Annotated in this window: 11 protein-coding genes and 1 pseudogene; 6 read left to right on the top strand and 6 right to left on the bottom strand. The window is 71.5% G+C overall.

Annotated elements, in window-relative coordinates:
- Positions 1 to 113 precede the first annotated feature (113 nt).
- The 5 genes and pseudogenes from ABZ738_RS03510 to ABZ738_RS03490 all read right to left on the bottom strand — a co-directional run bounded on the left by ABZ738_RS03510 (position 114) and on the right by ABZ738_RS03490 (position 5,959).
- Positions 114 to 1,582: pseudogene (locus tag ABZ738_RS03510) on the bottom strand (trypsin-like peptidase domain-containing protein).
- Between the two features lie 339 nt (positions 1,583 to 1,921).
- Entirely contained in the window at positions 1,922 to 3,481 is a 1,560-nt protein-coding gene (locus ABZ738_RS03505) for a HAMP domain-containing sensor histidine kinase (RefSeq protein WP_131055001.1), read from the bottom strand.
- Entirely contained in the window at positions 3,478 to 4,179 is a 702-nt protein-coding gene (locus ABZ738_RS03500) for a response regulator transcription factor (RefSeq protein WP_131055002.1), read from the bottom strand. Before ABZ738_RS03500 ends, ABZ738_RS03505 begins: the two co-directional genes overlap by 4 nt.
- Before the next feature lie 71 nt (positions 4,180 to 4,250).
- On the bottom strand, positions 4,251 to 5,198 hold the full coding sequence (locus ABZ738_RS03495) for a lysophospholipid acyltransferase family protein (protein ID WP_357210665.1): 948 nt from the start codon (positions 5,196 to 5,198) through the stop codon (positions 4,251 to 4,253).
- Entirely contained in the window at positions 5,195 to 5,959 is a 765-nt protein-coding gene (locus ABZ738_RS03490; RefSeq protein WP_357210663.1) for a GNAT family N-acyltransferase, read from the bottom strand. The genes ABZ738_RS03495 and ABZ738_RS03490 overlap by 4 nt, the downstream gene beginning before the upstream one ends.
- 171 nt (positions 5,960 to 6,130) lie before the next feature.
- Between ABZ738_RS03490 and ABZ738_RS03485 the strand changes: the two genes are divergently transcribed.
- From ABZ738_RS03485 to ABZ738_RS03460, 6 genes are all read left to right on the top strand, one after another.
- Entirely contained in the window at positions 6,131 to 6,811 is a 681-nt protein-coding gene (locus ABZ738_RS03485; RefSeq protein ID WP_131053077.1) for a hypothetical protein, read from the top strand.
- 112 nt (positions 6,812 to 6,923) lie between these two features.
- Positions 6,924 to 7,859: an ATP-binding cassette domain-containing protein gene (locus ABZ738_RS03480; RefSeq protein WP_131053078.1), complete on the top strand. Its 936-nt coding sequence runs from the start codon at positions 6,924 to 6,926 to the stop codon at positions 7,857 to 7,859.
- Positions 7,856 to 8,671, top strand: coding sequence for an ABC transporter permease (locus tag ABZ738_RS03475; RefSeq protein WP_131053079.1), 816 nt, complete (start codon positions 7,856 to 7,858; stop codon positions 8,669 to 8,671). Before ABZ738_RS03480 ends, ABZ738_RS03475 begins: the two co-directional genes overlap by 4 nt.
- Positions 8,672 to 8,939: 268 nt before the next feature.
- Positions 8,940 to 12,689 (top strand): multifunctional oxoglutarate decarboxylase/oxoglutarate dehydrogenase thiamine pyrophosphate-binding subunit/dihydrolipoyllysine-residue succinyltransferase subunit, encoded by a 3,750-nt coding sequence (locus tag ABZ738_RS03470; protein WP_131053080.1) that lies wholly within the window; start codon positions 8,940 to 8,942, stop codon positions 12,687 to 12,689.
- A 75-nt stretch (positions 12,690 to 12,764) separates the two neighbouring features.
- A complete protein-coding gene (locus ABZ738_RS03465; protein WP_131053081.1) occupies positions 12,765 to 12,944 on the top strand; it encodes a DUF6104 family protein in 180 nt (59 codons plus the stop codon).
- Between the two features lie 100 nt (positions 12,945 to 13,044).
- Entirely contained in the window at positions 13,045 to 14,070 is a 1,026-nt protein-coding gene (locus ABZ738_RS03460) for a glycoside hydrolase family 6 protein (RefSeq protein ID WP_131053082.1), read from the top strand.
- Between the two features lie 44 nt (positions 14,071 to 14,114).
- Here ABZ738_RS03460 and ABZ738_RS03455 read toward each other — a convergent pair whose 3' ends face one another.
- On the bottom strand, positions 14,115 to 16,268 hold the full coding sequence (locus tag ABZ738_RS03455) for a glycosyltransferase (RefSeq protein WP_236145717.1): 2,154 nt from the start codon (positions 16,266 to 16,268) through the stop codon (positions 14,115 to 14,117).
- Positions 16,269 to 16,357 lie beyond the last annotated feature (89 nt).

Here is a 16,357-nt window from a genome sequence, read left to right as displayed (position 1 = left end):
TCACCCGCTGCGGGTGACCCGTGCCGGGACCACGAAGAGGGGCGGCGGGTGCCGCGACCAACCCCCTTGGCCGCGCCACCCACCGCCCCGGAGGGAGGAAGCAGATCCGTGCGTCAGGACGCCTCGGCGAGCGTCACGGTCACCGTCGCCTCGGCGCTGTTCCGCACGTAGGCCACCTCGACCTGGTCACCGACCTTGCCGGCCTGCACGGCCCCGACCAGGTCGGTGGAGTCGTTGATCCGCTTGTCGCCGAAGCGGATGATCACATCGCCCAGTTGCAGGCCGGCCCGCTCGGCGGCACCGCCCGGAAGCAGGGAACCGACCATCGCACCGCCGCCGGGCGCAGCGTTCACACTCACCCCGAGCGACGGGTGGCTGATCTTCTCGCCGCGTCGCAGCTTGTCCGTGACGTCCTTGGCCTTGTTGCTGGGGATCGCGAAGCCCACGCCGATGTTGCCGCTGGAGCCCTGCCCGGAGGTGGCGATGGCGGTGTTGATGCCGATCACCTCGCCCCGCGTGTTGACCAGCGCACCGCCGGAGTTACCGGGGTTGATCGGCGCGTCGGTCTGCAACAGCCCGGAGATCGAGCTGGCCGACTGGCCGGGCTGTCCGCTGCCGGCCTGGATGGTGCGGTCCCGGGCGCTGAGGATGCCCGCCGTCACCGAGCCCTGGAGGCCGAGCGGGCTGCCCAACGCGAGCACCGTGTCGCCGACCTGCATGGCGTCGCTGTCGCCGAACGTGGCGGCCTGGAGGTTCGTGACCCCGTTCGCCTTCAGCACCGCCAGGTCGGTCTTCGGGTCGGTGCCGACGATCTCGGCCCGTGCGGTGGTGCCGTTCGCGAAGATCACCCGGACGTTGTCGCCGCCGTTGGCGATCACGTGGTTGTTGGTCAGCACGAAACCGTCGGCGCTCAGCACCACCCCGGAGCCCCCGCCGCTGTCGGTGCTGATCGACACCACGCTGTCCTGCACGGAAGCGGCGATACGCGGCAGGTCGGCACCGTCGATCACCGGCGCGGCGGAGAACGTGCGGTTCCCGCTGCCGCCGTCGTTCAGCATCAGCGCGAGCGACCCGCCGGCCACACCGCTGCCGAGCATCAGCACGAAGACCGCGACACCGGCGCCGATGAACTTGGCGACCCGCCCCGGCTTGGACCCCTGGGACGGGGCCGGTCCCCACGGGGCGGGCTGGCCCGGGTAGCCGCCGGGTGCCCCCGGCTGACCCGGGTAACCCGAATGCCCGGAGCCGCCGCTCTGGGTGCCGCCGCTCCAGCTCGACTGGCTCGGGTACCAGGACGCGCCGGAGTAGCCGGCACCGGATTGGGGGTAGCCGGACTGACCGGGCTGACCGGGCTGGCCCCCGTACCCGGACTGACCGGACTGGCCGCCGTAGCCGGACTGACCGGACTGGCCCGGCTGGGCGCCGTAGCCGGACTGCGCGCCGTAGCCGGACTGCGCGCCGTAACCGGACTGGCTGCCGTAACCAGACTGCGCGGCGTAGCCGGACGGGGCGCCGTAGCCGGCAGGGTTGCCGTAGCCGGGCTGGGCGGAGACCGGCTGGCCGGGCTGGTGCGGTTGCCCACCCGACGGCGACCAGGTGGGTCGACCGGAGGCCGGCGGAGCCGAGCCGGCGGTGGGTAGGCCGGTCATCGTGGGCTCGTTGTCCTGCCCACGGGTGCCCGGCGCGTCGACCGCCCGCACCGGGACGGTCGGCGCCTCGGCGGTCCGGTCGGCACCGCCGCCGGAGGCCGGAATGCCAGGAGAGTCGGTCCGCGCGTACTCGGCACGGGACAGCTCGGGATGCGACGGCTCGGCGTCGGTCGGTGCCGGCCGGCGCGGGTCGGACTCGTACTCGCTCATGCCTCTACCTTTACCCATCGCACTGCGTTCCGCCTTAGCCGGGCCTGAGCGTTCGCTGAAAATCATTCGTCATCGATGTCCGTGGCGGGCGCCAACGGCAGCCGGATCCGGAAGGTGGCACCCCCACCCGGTGTGTCGGTCACCTCCACGGTGCCCTGGTGCACCGACACCAGAGCCGCGACGATGGCCAGGCCCAGGCCGGTACCGGTGTACGACCCACTGCGTCGGGTCCGCGAGGCGTCCGCCCGGTAGAAGCGTTCGAAGACCCGTTCCGCCTGCTCGCCGGTGAGCCCCGGCCCGGTGTCGGCGACCTCGATCACCGCCAGGTCGCCGGGTTCGGCGCGCAGCCGCAGCGTCACCGACGCCTCCGACGGGGTGTGCCGCAGCGCGTTCGTCATCAGGTTGCCGATCACCTGCCGCAGCCGGGCGTCGTCGCCGCGCACCACCAACGGCCCGGAACCCGACTGGATCTCCAGCTCGATCCGCCGGTCCGGCGCGGTCGCCCGGGCCGCCTCCACCGCGTCGGCGGCCAGCACGGGCAGTTCCACCGGGGCGAGCGACAACGGCCGCTCCAGGTCCAGCCGGGCCAGCAGCAACAGGTCCTCCACCAGCAGACCCATCCGGGACGCCTCGTCCTCGATCCGACGCAGCAGGTCGGAGGTCTGCTCGGGGGCGCGGGCCGCACCCTGCCGGTACAGCTCGGCGAAACCCCGGATGGTGGTCAGCGGGGTCCGCAGCTCGTGCGAGGCGTCCGCGACGAACTGCCGCATCCGCTCCTCGGAGCGGCGGGATCGCGCCTCGGAGGCACGGGCCGCCTCCGCCGCCTCCCGGGCGGCGCTCTCGGCGGAGCGGGCCGCGAACTCGGACGCCGCACGGGCGGTGAAGGCCATCTCGATCTGGCTGAGCATCGCGTTCAACGCACGGGACAGCCGACCCAGCTCCGAGGTGGGACAGGGCTGCCCGTACTCGGGGTCGGGCACCCGGCGGCTGAGGTCACCCCCGGCGATCGCGGCGGCGGTACGTTCGATCTCCACCAACGGTTTCAGGCTGGTCCGCACGATGGCCGCGCCGACCGAGGCGAGCAGGATCAGCACCGCCCCACCGACCAGCATGTCGATCAGGATGAGCCGCTTGACCGCCGCCTCGACCTCGGTGAGGTGCTGCCCGATCGCCAACACCTCGCCGTCGGACACCTCGACGTAGTACATCCGCCACCGGGTGTGCCCGTCCCACGACGTCACGGTCCTGGGCTCCCCCACCCGCTCGGAGAAACCCTGCACGTCGTCGGGGACGCGCGGCAACTGCTGCGGACCGAAGGTGTTGTCGTCGTAGTACGGCCGGGTGAGGCCGAGTTCCGGGTTCGCCAGCACCACGAAGTAGTCGCTGGGCAGCATCGCTCCCACCCGGCCGGTCTTCATCAGGGGGACCAGCGGACCGAGCGTCTGGCCCGAGCCTCGCAACTGTGTGTCGATCTGCCCGACCAGGTAGCTGCGGAGGAAGATCGTGGTCAGCGAGGCGATAACCAGCAGCGCAGCCGCGACCAACGCGAGTACGGCCGCGACGAGCTTGACCCGCAGCGGTACCGAGCGGAGTCGGGTCTTGCCCTGCTGGACCGGGTTCACGCCGCCGGCTTGCGGAGTACGTACCCGACCCCCCGCAGGGTGTGGATGAGCCGGGGCTCGATGGTGTCGACCTTGCGCCGCAGGTAGGAGATGTAGGACTCGACGATGTTGTCGTCGCCCCGGAAGTCGTAGTTCCAGACGTGGTCGAGGATCTGCGCCTTGGAGAGCACCCGGTTGGCGTTGAGCATCAGGTAACGCAGCAGCTTGAACTCGGTCGGCGAGAGCTGGACCCGCTGACCGGCCCGATACACCTCGTGGGTCTCCTCGTCCAGCTCCAGGTCGGCGAAGGTGAGGCGGGCGGGCGTCTGCTCGCCGGTGCTGGTGCGGCGCAGCACCGCCCGGATCCGGGCGGTCAACTCCTCCAGGCTGAACGGCTTGGTGACGTAGTCGTCGCCGCCGAGGGTCAACCCACGGATCTTGTCGTCGGTGGCGTCCCGGGCGGTGAGGAAGACCACCGGCGTACGGGTGCCGCCCTCGCGCATCATCCGGATCACCTCGAAGCCGTCCAGGTCCGGCAGCATCACGTCGAGCACCACCAGATCGGGCCGGTGGTCCCGGGCCGCGCTGAGCGCGGCGCTGCCGCTGGTGGCGGTGGCCACGTCGAACCCGGCGAACCGCAGGCTCGCGGAGAGCAGTTCGAGGATGTTGGGATCGTCCTCGACCACGAGCAGTCGGGCCTCGGTCTGGGTAGCCGCCATGCCGCCCATCATCCGCGCAGTCGCTGCGCCCATGCTGGGCGGTCACTGAAAAAACCCTGTGAGCGAACGGCTCAGGCGGCGAGCGGCATCTCGGGTCCGGTCGTACCGGTCGGCGACGGCCCGACCACACGCTGCGGGGGCCTCCACAGCGACCGTACCGGCACCGGCGCGGTGGGCGGCACACCCGCCGACGACGGTACGAGGTGCACCGCCGATTCGGCGACCCGGGCGAGCGCCCGACGGTCGGCGGTACGGGTCGGGTACAGCGGCGCGGCGATCTCCACGGTGACGGTCAGCTCCCGCAGGGCGAGCACCCGGCAGACCGACCGCAGCAGGCTCTCCGCGCCGAGGAAGGCCGGTGCCGTGGTGGCTGGTCCGGTCGTCCCGAGCCGGTAGCCGATCCGCAGCGGCACCACGGGCGCCCCGGCGTCGATCGCGGCCTGGAACATCGCCGGCCGGAAGCCGGTCCGAGGGCGGCAGGCGGCACCCGTACCGCACCAGGTGGTGCCCTCCGGGAACACCGCGACGGAGCGGCCCGCCCGCAGGGTCGCCGCCACCCGGTCCACGGTGGCCGGCAGGCGGCGCGGGCGGGTGCGGTCCACGAAGACCGTGCCCGCCGCCCGGGCCAGCAGGCCCACCAGCGGCCAGCGACCGACCTCCCGCTTGGCCACCAACCGGGCCGGGGCGACCGCCAGCAGCGCCGGCACGTCCCACCAGGAGACGTGGTTGGCGACCAGCAGGACCCGCCGCCGGGGCAGCCGCCCGCGTACCCGCAGACGCACCCCGCAGGCCCGGGCCGTGGCGCGGGCCCAGGCGCTGGTCAGGCCCGCCCACTCGCGGGCGGGCAGCAGCGGGAGCAGCGCGGCCACCCCGACGCCGAGCCCGAGCATGCCGAGCAGGGCGGTGGCCCGGAGCAGCCGTCGGGCCACCGGGACGGTGTGGGTGTCGTCGGTGCGGGACAGGCACTCCGGACCGCAGGTGGAGTCGGGTCGCCACAGCGGGTGGGCGAGCGCGGTCACGGTCGACCACCGAGGAAGTGCCGCCGGTAGCGGGGGTTCATCCGGTCCAGGTCGAGCAGCACGTAGTAGTCGGCCACCCCGAAGTCCGGGTCGTACCCCGGCTCGCCGCAGACCTGGGCACCGAGCCGCAGGTAACCGCGGAGCAGCGGCGGGATCAGCCCGGCGGCACCCGCCACCGGCACGCGCGGCACGCCCGGCTCGGCGAACCAGGGCCGCAGCGGACGGACCCGCAGCGCGGGCGGCGCCAGGTGGCGGGCGCGCACCTGCGCCCAGATCGCGGCGGCGGCCAGGCCGCCGTCGGCCACCGGCACCGAGGCGCAGCCGCCGAGCCAACGCAGGCCGCGCAGGTGCAGGTAGCGGGCGATGCCCGCCCACATCAGGTTGATCACCGCGCCGGTCCGGTGGTCCGGGTGTACGCAGGACCGACCCGCCTCGACCAGTTGCCCGTCCAGCGGGTCGAGCGGGGCCAGGTCGAACTCTCCCGCCGCGTAGCGACGGTCCGTCCGCCCCGGCGGCAGGAGGCGGTACGTGCCGACCACCGCCCCGGTGTGCTCCTGGCGCACCAGCAGGTGGTCGCAGTACGGGTCGAGGGCGTCGGTGTCCAGGCCGGGTGCGTCCGGCGCGACGGTCGCGCCCAGCTCGCCGGCGAACACCTCGTGACGTAGGCGTTGCGCGGCCTCGACCTGGCGGGGTCCGTCGGCGATCGAGAGGGTGTAGCCGCTGGTCGTGATAGGTACGTCCGCGGCGGACAGAACAGCCATGCCCACTGTGTAGCCCCCGACGGGTTGCCGGCTCCGGTGGCGACCGGTGTCGATCCGGTGAACGCCGGTGGGCGACCGGTGGCTGACCCGTCGGCCGGTCCGGCCCGGGGATCGTGCGAGGCTGCCCGGGGTCCGCCCGGCGACGGGGCCGGGCGCGGCGGAAGGAGTCCGATGATCATCGAGGCGCGCTACCACGGGCCGCCCGGCTCCGGCAACGGCGGATGGAGCGCGGGCGTCTTCGCCTCGGCGTACGGCGGGTCCGGGCCGGTGGAGGTGACTCTGCGTCGACCGCCGCCACTGGACACGCCGCTGACGCTGACCGAGGGCCAGGTGCACGATCCGGCCGGCGAGGTGGTCGCGCAACTCCGTCCCGCCGAGCCGTTCGACGTGGTGGCGCCGCCGGTGGACTCGGCCACCGCCCGATCCGCCTCGACGGCGTACCCGGGTCTGGTGGACCACCCGTTCCCCGGCTGCTTCGTCTGCGGCCCGGAGCGCGCCGACGGCCTGCGGATCTTTCCCGGACCGCTGCCGGAGGGCCGGACGGCCGCCCCGTGGCGGGTGCCGGCGCAGGTGGGCGTGCCGACGGTCTGGGCCGCGCTGGACTGCCCGGGCGGCTGGACGGTGCTCGGCGCGGACCGGCCGTACCTGCTCGGGCGGATCGCCGCGCGGGTCGAGGCGCTGCCCGAGCCGGGCACCGAGTGCGTGGTGACCGGTGTGGTGATCACCACGCAGGGCCGCAAGGCGTTGGTGCACACCAGCCTGTACGCGCCGGAGGGTGATCTGCTGGCCCACGCCCGTGCGATCTGGATCGCGGTGGAGGACGACCGTCGATCGGGTCGTACCTGGGGATGAGGCAGCTCCTGCCTGGGACGGAGCACGATCTCCGGAACGCGCCCGATTGATTTGCCTGACCATTACCGTCACGCTGTGCAACGGCGCACCCCGGCGCCACGGGAGGAGAATGATGTCCGACGGGCAGTCACGCCCCAATAGCGACGCGCAGATCGTGGTCTCCGGTCTGACCAAGCAGTACCGCAACGTGCTGGCGGTCAACAATCTGTCGTTCACGATCGAGCCGGGCCGGGTCACCGGATTCCTCGGTCCGAACGGCGCCGGCAAGACCACCACGCTGCGGATGCTGCTGAACCTGGTCACCCCGAGCGCCGGCACCGCCACCATCGGTGGCCGCCGGTACCCGGACCTGGTCGACCCGCTGCGGCACGTCGGCGCGGTGCTGGAGGCGTCCAGCGCGCACAAGGGGCGTACCGGAATCAACCACCTGCGAGTGATCTGCGCGGCGGCCGGGTTGCCCCGGCAGCGGGCCGACGAGGCGCTCGCCATGGTCGGCCTGAGCCCGGCGGCGAAGCGCAAGTTCAAGGGTTACTCGCTGGGTATGAAGCAGCGCCTCGGCATCGCCGCGGCGATGCTCGGCGACCCCCAGGTGCTCATCCTCGACGAGCCGGCCAACGGTCTGGACCCGGAGGGCATCCGGTGGATGCGCGGGTTCCTCAAGGGCCTGGCCGCCGAGGGCCGCACCGTGCTGGTCTCCAGCCACCTGCTGTCGGAGATGCAGTTGCTCGCCGACGACGTGGTGATCATCGCGGCCGGGCAGCTCGTCCGGCAGGGACCGGTCGAGCAGGTGATCGGGTCGATGGCGCAGGGTGCCCGGGTCCGGGTCCGCACCCCGCAGGCGGACGCGCTGACCGCGGCGCTGGCCGGCGGCGAGGCCACCGTGCAGACCGACGAGCACGGCACCCTGCTGATCGCCGGGGTGGACGCCCCGACGGTGGGCCGGGCAGCCCTGGCCGCCGGGGTGGAGCTGCACGAGCTGAGCACCGAACGACCCGACCTGGAACGCGTGTTCCTGGAGCTGACGGCCGGAAAGGCGGGCATCCGATGAGCAACCTCGTCCGCGCCGAACTGCTCAAGATCCGCACCACCAGCACCTGGTGGTGGCTGGCCATCGCGGCGTTCCTGTCGATCGCCATGGCCTTCCCGTTCAACGCCTGGCTGGCCAACGAGACGCTCAGCGGCGGCGGGGAGGAGTTCGGTTACACCGGCGACGCCGCCTCCGCGCCGGCACAGGCGGCGAACATCTACACCTCGGGTCAGTACCTCGGCCTGATGTTCGTGATGCTGATCGGCATCCTGATGGTCACCAACGAGTTCTTCCACCAGACGGCGACCACCACCTTCCTGGCCACCCCGCGGCGGACCGCGGTGATCGTCAGCAAGCTCATCGCGGCCAGCCTGCTGGGCTTCGCGTTCTGGCTGGTGACCACCGTGATCGACCTGGGTGCCGGAGCGCTGTTCCTGACGCTCAACGACCACGGCACGATGCTCGGCGAGTGGGAGGTCCAGCGGGCCCTGCTGCTCAACCTGATGGCGTACGCCATCTGGACCGTGCTGGGCGTGGGTATCGGCACGCTGATCACCAGCCAGCTCGGTGCGGTGATCACCGCGTCGGTGCTTTACCTAATTGGTACACAAGTTGTCGGTCTGCTGTTCCTCCTGCTGTCGAACTGGCTGGACAACATGGCCGTGATCAAGTGGCAGGTGATCTGGCCCGCGGCGGCCTCCCAGATCATGATCACCCCAGGTGAGAACGAGATGTTGCCCGCCTGGTGGGTCGGTGCCGTGGTGCTGATCGGCTACGCCGTGGTGAGCTGCGTGGTCGGCATCCTGATTACGCGGCGTCGCGACATCTCCTGATTCGCGGACCCGGAGAGCGACCGGGCCGGGCCCGGTCCGATCGGCGACGAGCCGGTCGGGCCGGGCCCGTGTCATAGCAGCTAGCAGGGCGACACGCTGGGCTTACGGAACTTCTGGCATCTTCTGTGAATCGGACCACGGGACGGAGGTGGAAATGCCTCAGCGATCAGTACGGCGTAGCCTTGAACCCGTCCTGTGTGCGCTCGTCCTGGCGCGGACGGACACCGCGTGACACACCAAACCCGCGTGAAAGAGGCGATTACCGGCCGTGTCGACCCAGCAGACTTCGCAGGAGAACCCACTGGCGGGTTTCGGCCCGAACGAGTGGATCGTCGAGGAGATGTACCAGCGCTACCTCGCCGATCCCAGCAGCGTCGACCCGGCCTGGCACGACTTCTTCGCCGACTACCGGCCCGGCCCCGGCAAGGGCCGCTCCGCCGACGGTGACGGCCCGGCGACCACCACCGAGTCCGCCCCGAAGGCCCCGGCCAAGACCGAGCCGAGTGCCGCCAAGTCCGAGCCGAGCGCCAAGGCCACACCCGCGGCCAAGGCGGAGCCGGCCAAGTCCACGGCACCGGCGAAGGCCAAGCCGGCCGCCAAGTCCGAGCCGGCCAAGGCGACCACGACGAAGTCCACCCCGGCGAAGTCGGCCCCGACCGCCACCGGGCCGCAGACCACGCCGCTGCGCGGCGTCGCCGCCCGGATCGTGCAGAACATGGACGCCTCACTGGCCGTGCCGACCGCGACCAGCGTGCGCGCGGTGCCGGCCAAGCTGCTGGTGGACAACCGCATCGTGATCAACAACCACCTCGCCCGAGGGCGCGGTGGCAAGGTCAGCTTCACCCACCTGGTCGGCTACGCGCTGGTCCGGGCGATGGTCGCGCACCCGGAGATGAACAACTCCTTCGCCGAGGTCGACGGCAAGCCGGCGATGGTCCGCCCCGAGCACGTCAACCTGGGCATCGCCATCGACCTGGCCAAGCCCGACGGCAGCCGGACCCTGGTGGTGCCCTCCATCAAGGGTTGCGAGCAGATGGACTTCCGGCAGTTCTGGCAGGCGTACGAGGACGTCGTCCGGCGGGCCCGCCGCAACGAACTGACCATGGACGACTACTCCGGCACCACCATCTCGCTGACCAACCCCGGCGGCATCGGCACCGTGCACTCGATGCCGCGCCTGATGCAGGGCCAGAGCGCGATCATCGGCGTCGGCGCGATGGAGTACCCGGCGCCGTACCAGGGCATGAGCGAGGCCACCCTGGCCGAGCTGGCGGTCAGCAAGGTCATCACGCTGACCAGCACGTACGACCACCGGATCATCCAGGGCGCGCAGTCCGGCGAGTTCCTCAAGGTCATGCACGAGCTGCTGCTCGGCGAGCACGGCTACTACGACCAGATCTTCACCTCGCTGCGCATCCCGTACGAGCCGGTGCGCTGGATGCGCGACGTCGCGGTCGACAGCGAGGGGCAGATCAACAAGACCGCGCGGGTGCACGAGCTGATCCACTCCTACCGGGTCCGGGGCCACCTGATGGCCGACACCGACCCGCTGGAGTTCAAGATCCGCAAGCACCCCGACCTGGACGTCCTCCAGCACGGGCTGACCCTGTGGGACCTGGACCGCACCTTCCCGGTGAACGGCTTCAACGGCCGGCAGCGGATGCGGCTGCGGGAGATCCTCGGGGTGCTGCGCGACTCGTACTGCCGCCGGGTCGGCATCGAGTACATGCACATCCAGGACCCGGCCGAGCGCCGCTGGATCCAGGAGCGGGTCGAGCGCAAGTACGAGAAGCCGCCGGCCGACGAGCAGAAGCACGTGCTGAACCGGCTCAACGCGGCCGAGGCTTTCGAGACGTTCCTGCAGACCAAGTACGTCGGGCAGAAGCGCTTCTCGCTGGAGGGCGGCGAGTCGCTGATCCCGCTCCTCGGCGAGGTGCTGGAGGCGTCCGCCGAGAACGACCTGGACGAGGTCGTGATCGGCATGGCCCACCGGGGTCGTCTCAACGTGCTGGCCAACATCGTCGGCAAGCCGTACGAGAAGATCTTCTCGGAGTTCGAGGGGCACCTCGACCCGCGCTCCACCCAGGGTTCCGGCGACGTGAAATACCACCTGGGCCAGAACGGCAAGTTCACCACGCCGGCCGGTGACCACTCGGTCAAGGTCTCGGTGGTGGCGAACCCGTCGCACCTGGAGGCGGTCGACCCGGTGCTGGAGGGCATCGTCCGCGCCAAGCAGGACCGCATCGACCTCAAGCTGGAGGGCTACACCGTGCTGCCGCTGGCGGTGCACGGCGACGCCGCCTTCGCCGGTCAGGGTGTGGTGGCCGAGACGCTCAACCTCTCCCAGCTGCGCGGCTACCGCACCGGTGGGACCGTGCACGTGGTGGTCAACAACCAGGTCGGCTTCACCACCGCGCCGGAGTACTCCCGGTCCAGCCTCTACAGCACCGACGTGGCGCGGATGATCCAGGCGCCGATCTTCCACGTCAACGGCGACGACCCCGAGGCCGTGGTCCGGGTCGCCCGGCTGGCCTTCGAGTACCGGCAGACGTTCAACAAGGACGTCGTGATCGACCTGGTCTGCTACCGGCGGCGCGGGCACAACGAGGGCGACGACCCCTCGATGTCCAACCCCCAGATGTACAAGATCATTGACTCGAAGCGCTCGGTCCGCAAGCTCTACACCGAGGAGCTGATCGGGCGGGGTGACATCACCGTCGAGGACGCCGAGGAGCTGCTGCGCGACTACCAGGCGCAGTTGGAGCGGGTCTTCAAGGCCACCCGCGACGCGGCCAGCACCCCGCGCCAGGTCAGCCGCCCGGCCCGGCAGGACGAGCCGGAGCCGCAGGTGGAGACCGCGACCGACGCGTCGGTGGTCAAGGCCGTCGGCGAGGCGCACGTCAACCTGCCGGACGGCTTCACCCCGCACAAGCGGATCCAGCAGTTGCTCGACCGGCGGGCCCGGATGTCCGTCGAGGGCAACATCGACTGGGGCTTCGGCGAGATCATCGCCTTCGGGGCACTGCTGCACGACGGGGTCACCGTCCGGCTCGCCGGACAGGACTCCCGGCGCGGCACCTTCGTGCAGCGGCACGCCTCGATCGTGGACGCCGAGACCGGTGACGACTACCTGCCGTTGCAGTCGCTGACCGGCGACGGCGAGCGGTCCCGGCTCTTCGTGCACGACTCGCTGCTCTCCGAGTACGCCGCGATGGGCTTCGAGTACGGCTACTCGGTGGAGAACCTGAACGCGCTGGTCTGCTGGGAGGCCCAGTTCGGCGACTTCGTCAACGGCGCCCAGTCGGTGATCGACGAGTTCATCTCCTCCGGTGAGGTGAAGTGGGGCCAGCGCTCCGCGGTCACCCTGCTGCTGCCGCACGGCCACGAGGGACAGGGCCCGGACCACACCTCCGGCCGGCCCGAGCGGTTCCTCCAGCTCTGCGCCGAGGACAACATGCGGGTGGCCATCCCGACCACCCCGGCGAACTACTTCCACCTGCTGCGTCGCCAGGCCCTCTCGCCGAAGCGCAAGCCGCTGGTGGTGTTCACGCCGAAGTCCCTGCTGCGGCACAAGCTCTGCGTCTCCCCGGTCGAGGACTTCACCACCGGCACCTTCGCACCGGTCCTGGCCGACCAGGCGGCACCCGCCGCCGATCAGGTCAAGCGGGTGCTGCTCTGCTCGGGCAAGGTCTACTACGACCTGTTCCAGGCGCGGCAGGAGCGCGGCGTCACCGACACCGCGCTGATCCGGCTGGAGCAGCTCTACCCGATGCCGGTGGAGGAGATCCGGGCCGCGCTCGCCCAGTACCCGAACGCGGAGGACTTCGCCTGGGTGCAGGAGGAGCCGGCCAACCAGGGTTCCTGGTCGTTCGTCGCGCTCAACCTGCTGGAGCACCTCGACGGGGTCCGCCTGCGTCGCATCTCCCGCCCCGCCGCCGCCGCCCCGGCCGTCGGCTCGGCGAAGATGCACGAGGTGGAGCAGAACGCGCTCATCGAGGCGGCGCTGCCCCGCCCCTGACCCACCGACCGCGAACACCGGGGCGGGCCATCGGAGACGGTGGCCCGCCCCGGTGAGCATGTCCGAGGAGACCTGATGTACTTCACCGACCGTGGCATCGAGGAGTTGGTCCAGCGCCGGGGGGACGAGGACGTCACCCTGGAGTGGATCGGCGAGCGGCTGCGGGACTTCGTCGACCTCAACCCCGAGTTCGAGACCCCGATCGAGCGCTTCGCCACCTGGCTCGCCCGGCTCGACGACCCCGACGACGAGTAGTCCGCAGCCCGGACCGCCCCGGCACCGGGCGTCGGTGCCGACGAAGAAGCCCTGGTAGGCCCGGTCCCCACCGGCCGGGCCGGCGGGTATGGTGACGGCCATGCTTCGCAGCTCCCGCCGCCCTGCCCTGGTGGCGGCGATCGCGCTGACGCTCCTGCTGACCGGGTGCGGCGACGAGGCGCCCGAGCGTCCACCGACGGAGACCGTCAGCGCCGACCGCTCGTCACCGCCGCTGCCGCCGACCTTCTACGTCGACCCGCGTGGCGCGGCGTCCTGGCAGGTCACCGAGTGGGCGCAGGAGGGACGGGCCGAGGACGCCGCCATACTGCGCCGGATCAGCACCCGCCCCACCGCCCGCTGGCTGGTGGGCGACTCCGCCACGGTCACCGAGGAGGTGTCGGAGTTCCTCGCCGGTGCCAGCCGCTCCGGGCAGACACCGGTGCTGGTCACCCACAACCTCCCGCAGCGCGACTGCGGACGGCAGGGTCAGGGCGGCGCCGAGTCGGCCGGGGCGTACCAGGACTGGATCCGGCGGGTGGCCGCCGGGGTGCAGGGACGCCCGGTCACCATCGTGGTGGAACCGGGCGCGGTGCCGGACGCCGTGGACCGGTGCGTCGACGACGTCGACGAGCGACTGGACCTGCTGCGGGACGCGGTGACGGTGCTGGGCAGCACCGGGAGCGCCCGGATCTATCTGGACGCCGGGCACCCCGGCTGGATCACCGACGGCGCCCGGCTGGCGGCGGCGCTACGCCGTGCCGGTGTCGCCGAGGCCGACGGCTTCGCGCTCAACGTGGCCAACTTCGTCGGTACGCCGCAGAACGTCACCTACGGCCACGAGATCTCCGACGCCCTCGGCGGCACCACCACCTTCGTCATCGACACCAGCCGCAACGGCCGGGGCCGGTATCCGGGCGAGACCGTGCGGTCGGCGCCGAGCTGGTGCAACCCGCCGGGCCGGGCACTCGGCGCGGACCCCACCACCGACACCGGCCTTGAGCGGGTCGACGCCCTGCTGTGGGTCAAGTACCCGGGCGAGTCCGACGGCGCCTGCCGCCCGGGCGAGCCGGAGAGCGGTGCCTGGTGGCCCGAGTACGCCCTCGGCCTCGCCCGACGCGCCGGCTGACACTCTCGGGCGAGGGATGTCCGGGCGTACCGGCTGTCAGCAGGTCAGGGGCGTCCCCGCCGGGCGGTGGCGGCCACCGGGGCGGGCACCGGTGACGGTGGAGCCGCCGGGCCGACGGGCGCCAGTCCGGTGCGCTTGAGCTTCTGCCAGCCCAGCCGCCCGCCGGTCAACGCGGTGACCACCGACTGGAGCAGCACGAGGTACATCAGCTGGCGATAGACGAACTGCTGCAACGGCAGCACCCAGAGGACGCCGAGCTTCTCCTTGTCGAGGCGGAACGCCACGATCGCGGTCAGGAACTGCAACCCCAGCATGGCGGCCCAGGCCAGCGCCGTCTCGGTCCGGTTCAGGAAGATCAGGCCGTAGATGGCGAGCAGGTCGATCACCGGGGCGGTCAGTGGGAGCAGCACCCCGAACAGCGTCAGGAAGGCCAGGCAGCGGCGGCTGAACCGGCCGGAGGCGCCCTTGTCGAGCACCGAGCGGCGGTGCTTCCACATCGCCTGCATGGTGCCGTAGCTCCACCGGTACCGCTGCTTCCACAACTGCCCGAAGCTGGCCGGTGCCTCGGTCCAGGCGCGGGCGCTCTCCTCGTAGACCACCTTCCAACCGGCGCGGCCCAGGGCCATGGTGATGTCGGTGTCCTCGGCCAGCGTCTCGTCGGTCATCCCACCGGCGTACTCCAGCGCCTCGCGGCGGAACGCGCCGATCGCGCCGGGGATGGTCGGCATGCACCGCAGCGTCTCGTAGAGCCGGCGATCGAGGTTGAAGCCGATCACGTACTCGATGTGCTGCCACTTGGCGATCATGCTGCGCCGGTTGCCGACCTTGACGTTGCCGGCCACCGCACCCACCTGCGGGTCGCCGAAGGGCTGGACCAGGCGACGGACGGCGTCGGGCTCGAAGACGGTGTCCCCGTCGACCATCACGATCAGGTCGTGTCGGGCCAGCGCGACGCCGGTGTTCAGCGCGCTCGGTTTGCCGCCGTTGGGCTTGCGGACCACCCGTACGTTCGGCAGGCCGAGCCCGGCGGCGATGTCGGCGGTGCCGTCGGTCGAACCGTCGTCGACCACCACCACCTCGATGCCGCCGGGATGGTCGCCGGTGGCGAGTGAGCGGACCGCCTCGGCGATGCCCTCCTTCTCGTTGTACGCGGGCACGATCACCGACACCGGTTCGGTGACCGGCGGTCCCCAGGCGAAGCCCTTGCGGCGTCGTTTGCGGGCGTGCCGTCGCGCCAGCACGAACAGCAGCACGGTCCGCCCGATGGTGAGCGTCCCGACCAGCACGAAGAGGACGCCGAAGAGGACGAAGGTGCCGTCGGCGGCGCGTACCGCCATGATCAGCATCTGGCCGCGCCAGCGCTCGGTGAACGTCGCCTCGGTCGGTCCGGCCGTGGTCCCGGTGGCACCGGCCTCGGCCAGCGCCCGGTTCAATCCGCCACTGATCGTGGTGAAGGTGTATCCCCGCTCCTTCATCAACGGGATGTACCGGTCCAGCGCCTCGACGGTCTGCGAGCGGTCGCCACCGGAGTCGTGCCAGAGCGTGACCGCTCCGGAGTAGCCCTCCGGTACGGTCCGCTCGATCATCCCCTCCACGCCCTGCCGCTCCCAGTCCCGGCTGTCCAGGTCGTTGACCACGCTGAGGTAGCCGAGCTCACCGGCCTGTTGCAGCAGCGGCCAGTCCTGGTCGACGAAGGCGTCCGCCCGCGACGAGTACGGGAACCGCAGCAGGTTGGACCGCTGGCCGGTGGCTCCGGCGATGACGAGCTGGGTCTGGGTGTACTCCATCCGCCGCTGCCATCCCGGGATCTGGGTGAGGTGCGGGTGGGTGAAGGTGTGCACGCCCAGTTCGTGCCCCTTCTCGGCCAGCTCGCGGACCAGGTCGGGGCTGCGGACCACCTGGTTGCCGAGGACGAAGAAGGTGCCCGGGACCTGGTGCTTCTCCAACACCTCCAGCACGGCCGGGGTCCAGATCGGGTCGGGGCCGTCGTCGAAGGTCAACGCGATGGTCCGCGCCGGCAGCCGGTACGACTGCGGCCGGTCGGCGGTGGTGTTGACGATCGGGCCGCCTTCGAGGATCTCGTCGGGGACGTCGTCCTGGCCGCTGCCGAAGGTGTTCTCCGCCCGGTAGTCCGGGATGAACGAGCCGTTGGCGTACGCCTGGACGAAGAGGATGCCGCCGAGCAGCACGAAGACCATGGCGTAGACCGCCCAGCTCGGACGGGGGATGAACCGCCGGGCGCGGGCGGCCGGACCGGGTCGGGCGTGCTGCCGGGGCTGTTCGGGCG

The organism is Micromonospora sp. NPDC047793 (assembly GCF_040642635.1).
Taxonomy (GTDB): domain Bacteria; phylum Actinomycetota; class Actinomycetes; order Mycobacteriales; family Micromonosporaceae; genus Micromonospora.
The sequence above is the reverse complement of the archived record's forward strand: the minus strand, read 5'-3'. Positions and strand labels throughout refer to the sequence as shown.

Excerpts from the sequence above, each read along its gene's own strand:
- ABZ738_RS03460 (WP_131053082.1), top strand. The coding sequence starts at position 13,045 with ATGCTTCGCAGCTCCCGCCGCCCTGCCCTGGTGGCGGCGATCGCGCTG.
- ABZ738_RS03465 (WP_131053081.1), top strand. The coding sequence starts at position 12,765 with ATGTACTTCACCGACCGTGGCATCGAGGAGTTGGTCCAGCGCCGGGGG.
- ABZ738_RS03485 (WP_131053077.1), top strand. The coding sequence starts at position 6,131 with ATGATCATCGAGGCGCGCTACCACGGGCCGCCCGGCTCCGGCAACGGC.
- ABZ738_RS03490 (WP_357210663.1), bottom strand. The coding sequence starts at position 5,959 with ATGGCTGTTCTGTCCGCCGCGGACGTACCTATCACGACCAGCGGCTAC.
- ABZ738_RS03480 (WP_131053078.1), top strand. The coding sequence starts at position 6,924 with ATGTCCGACGGGCAGTCACGCCCCAATAGCGACGCGCAGATCGTGGTC.
- ABZ738_RS03455 (WP_236145717.1), bottom strand. The coding sequence starts at position 16,268 with ATGGTCTTCGTGCTGCTCGGCGGCATCCTCTTCGTCCAGGCGTACGCC.
- ABZ738_RS03500 (WP_131055002.1), bottom strand. The coding sequence starts at position 4,179 with ATGGCGGCTACCCAGACCGAGGCCCGACTGCTCGTGGTCGAGGACGAT.
- ABZ738_RS03475 (WP_131053079.1), top strand. The coding sequence starts at position 7,856 with ATGAGCAACCTCGTCCGCGCCGAACTGCTCAAGATCCGCACCACCAGC.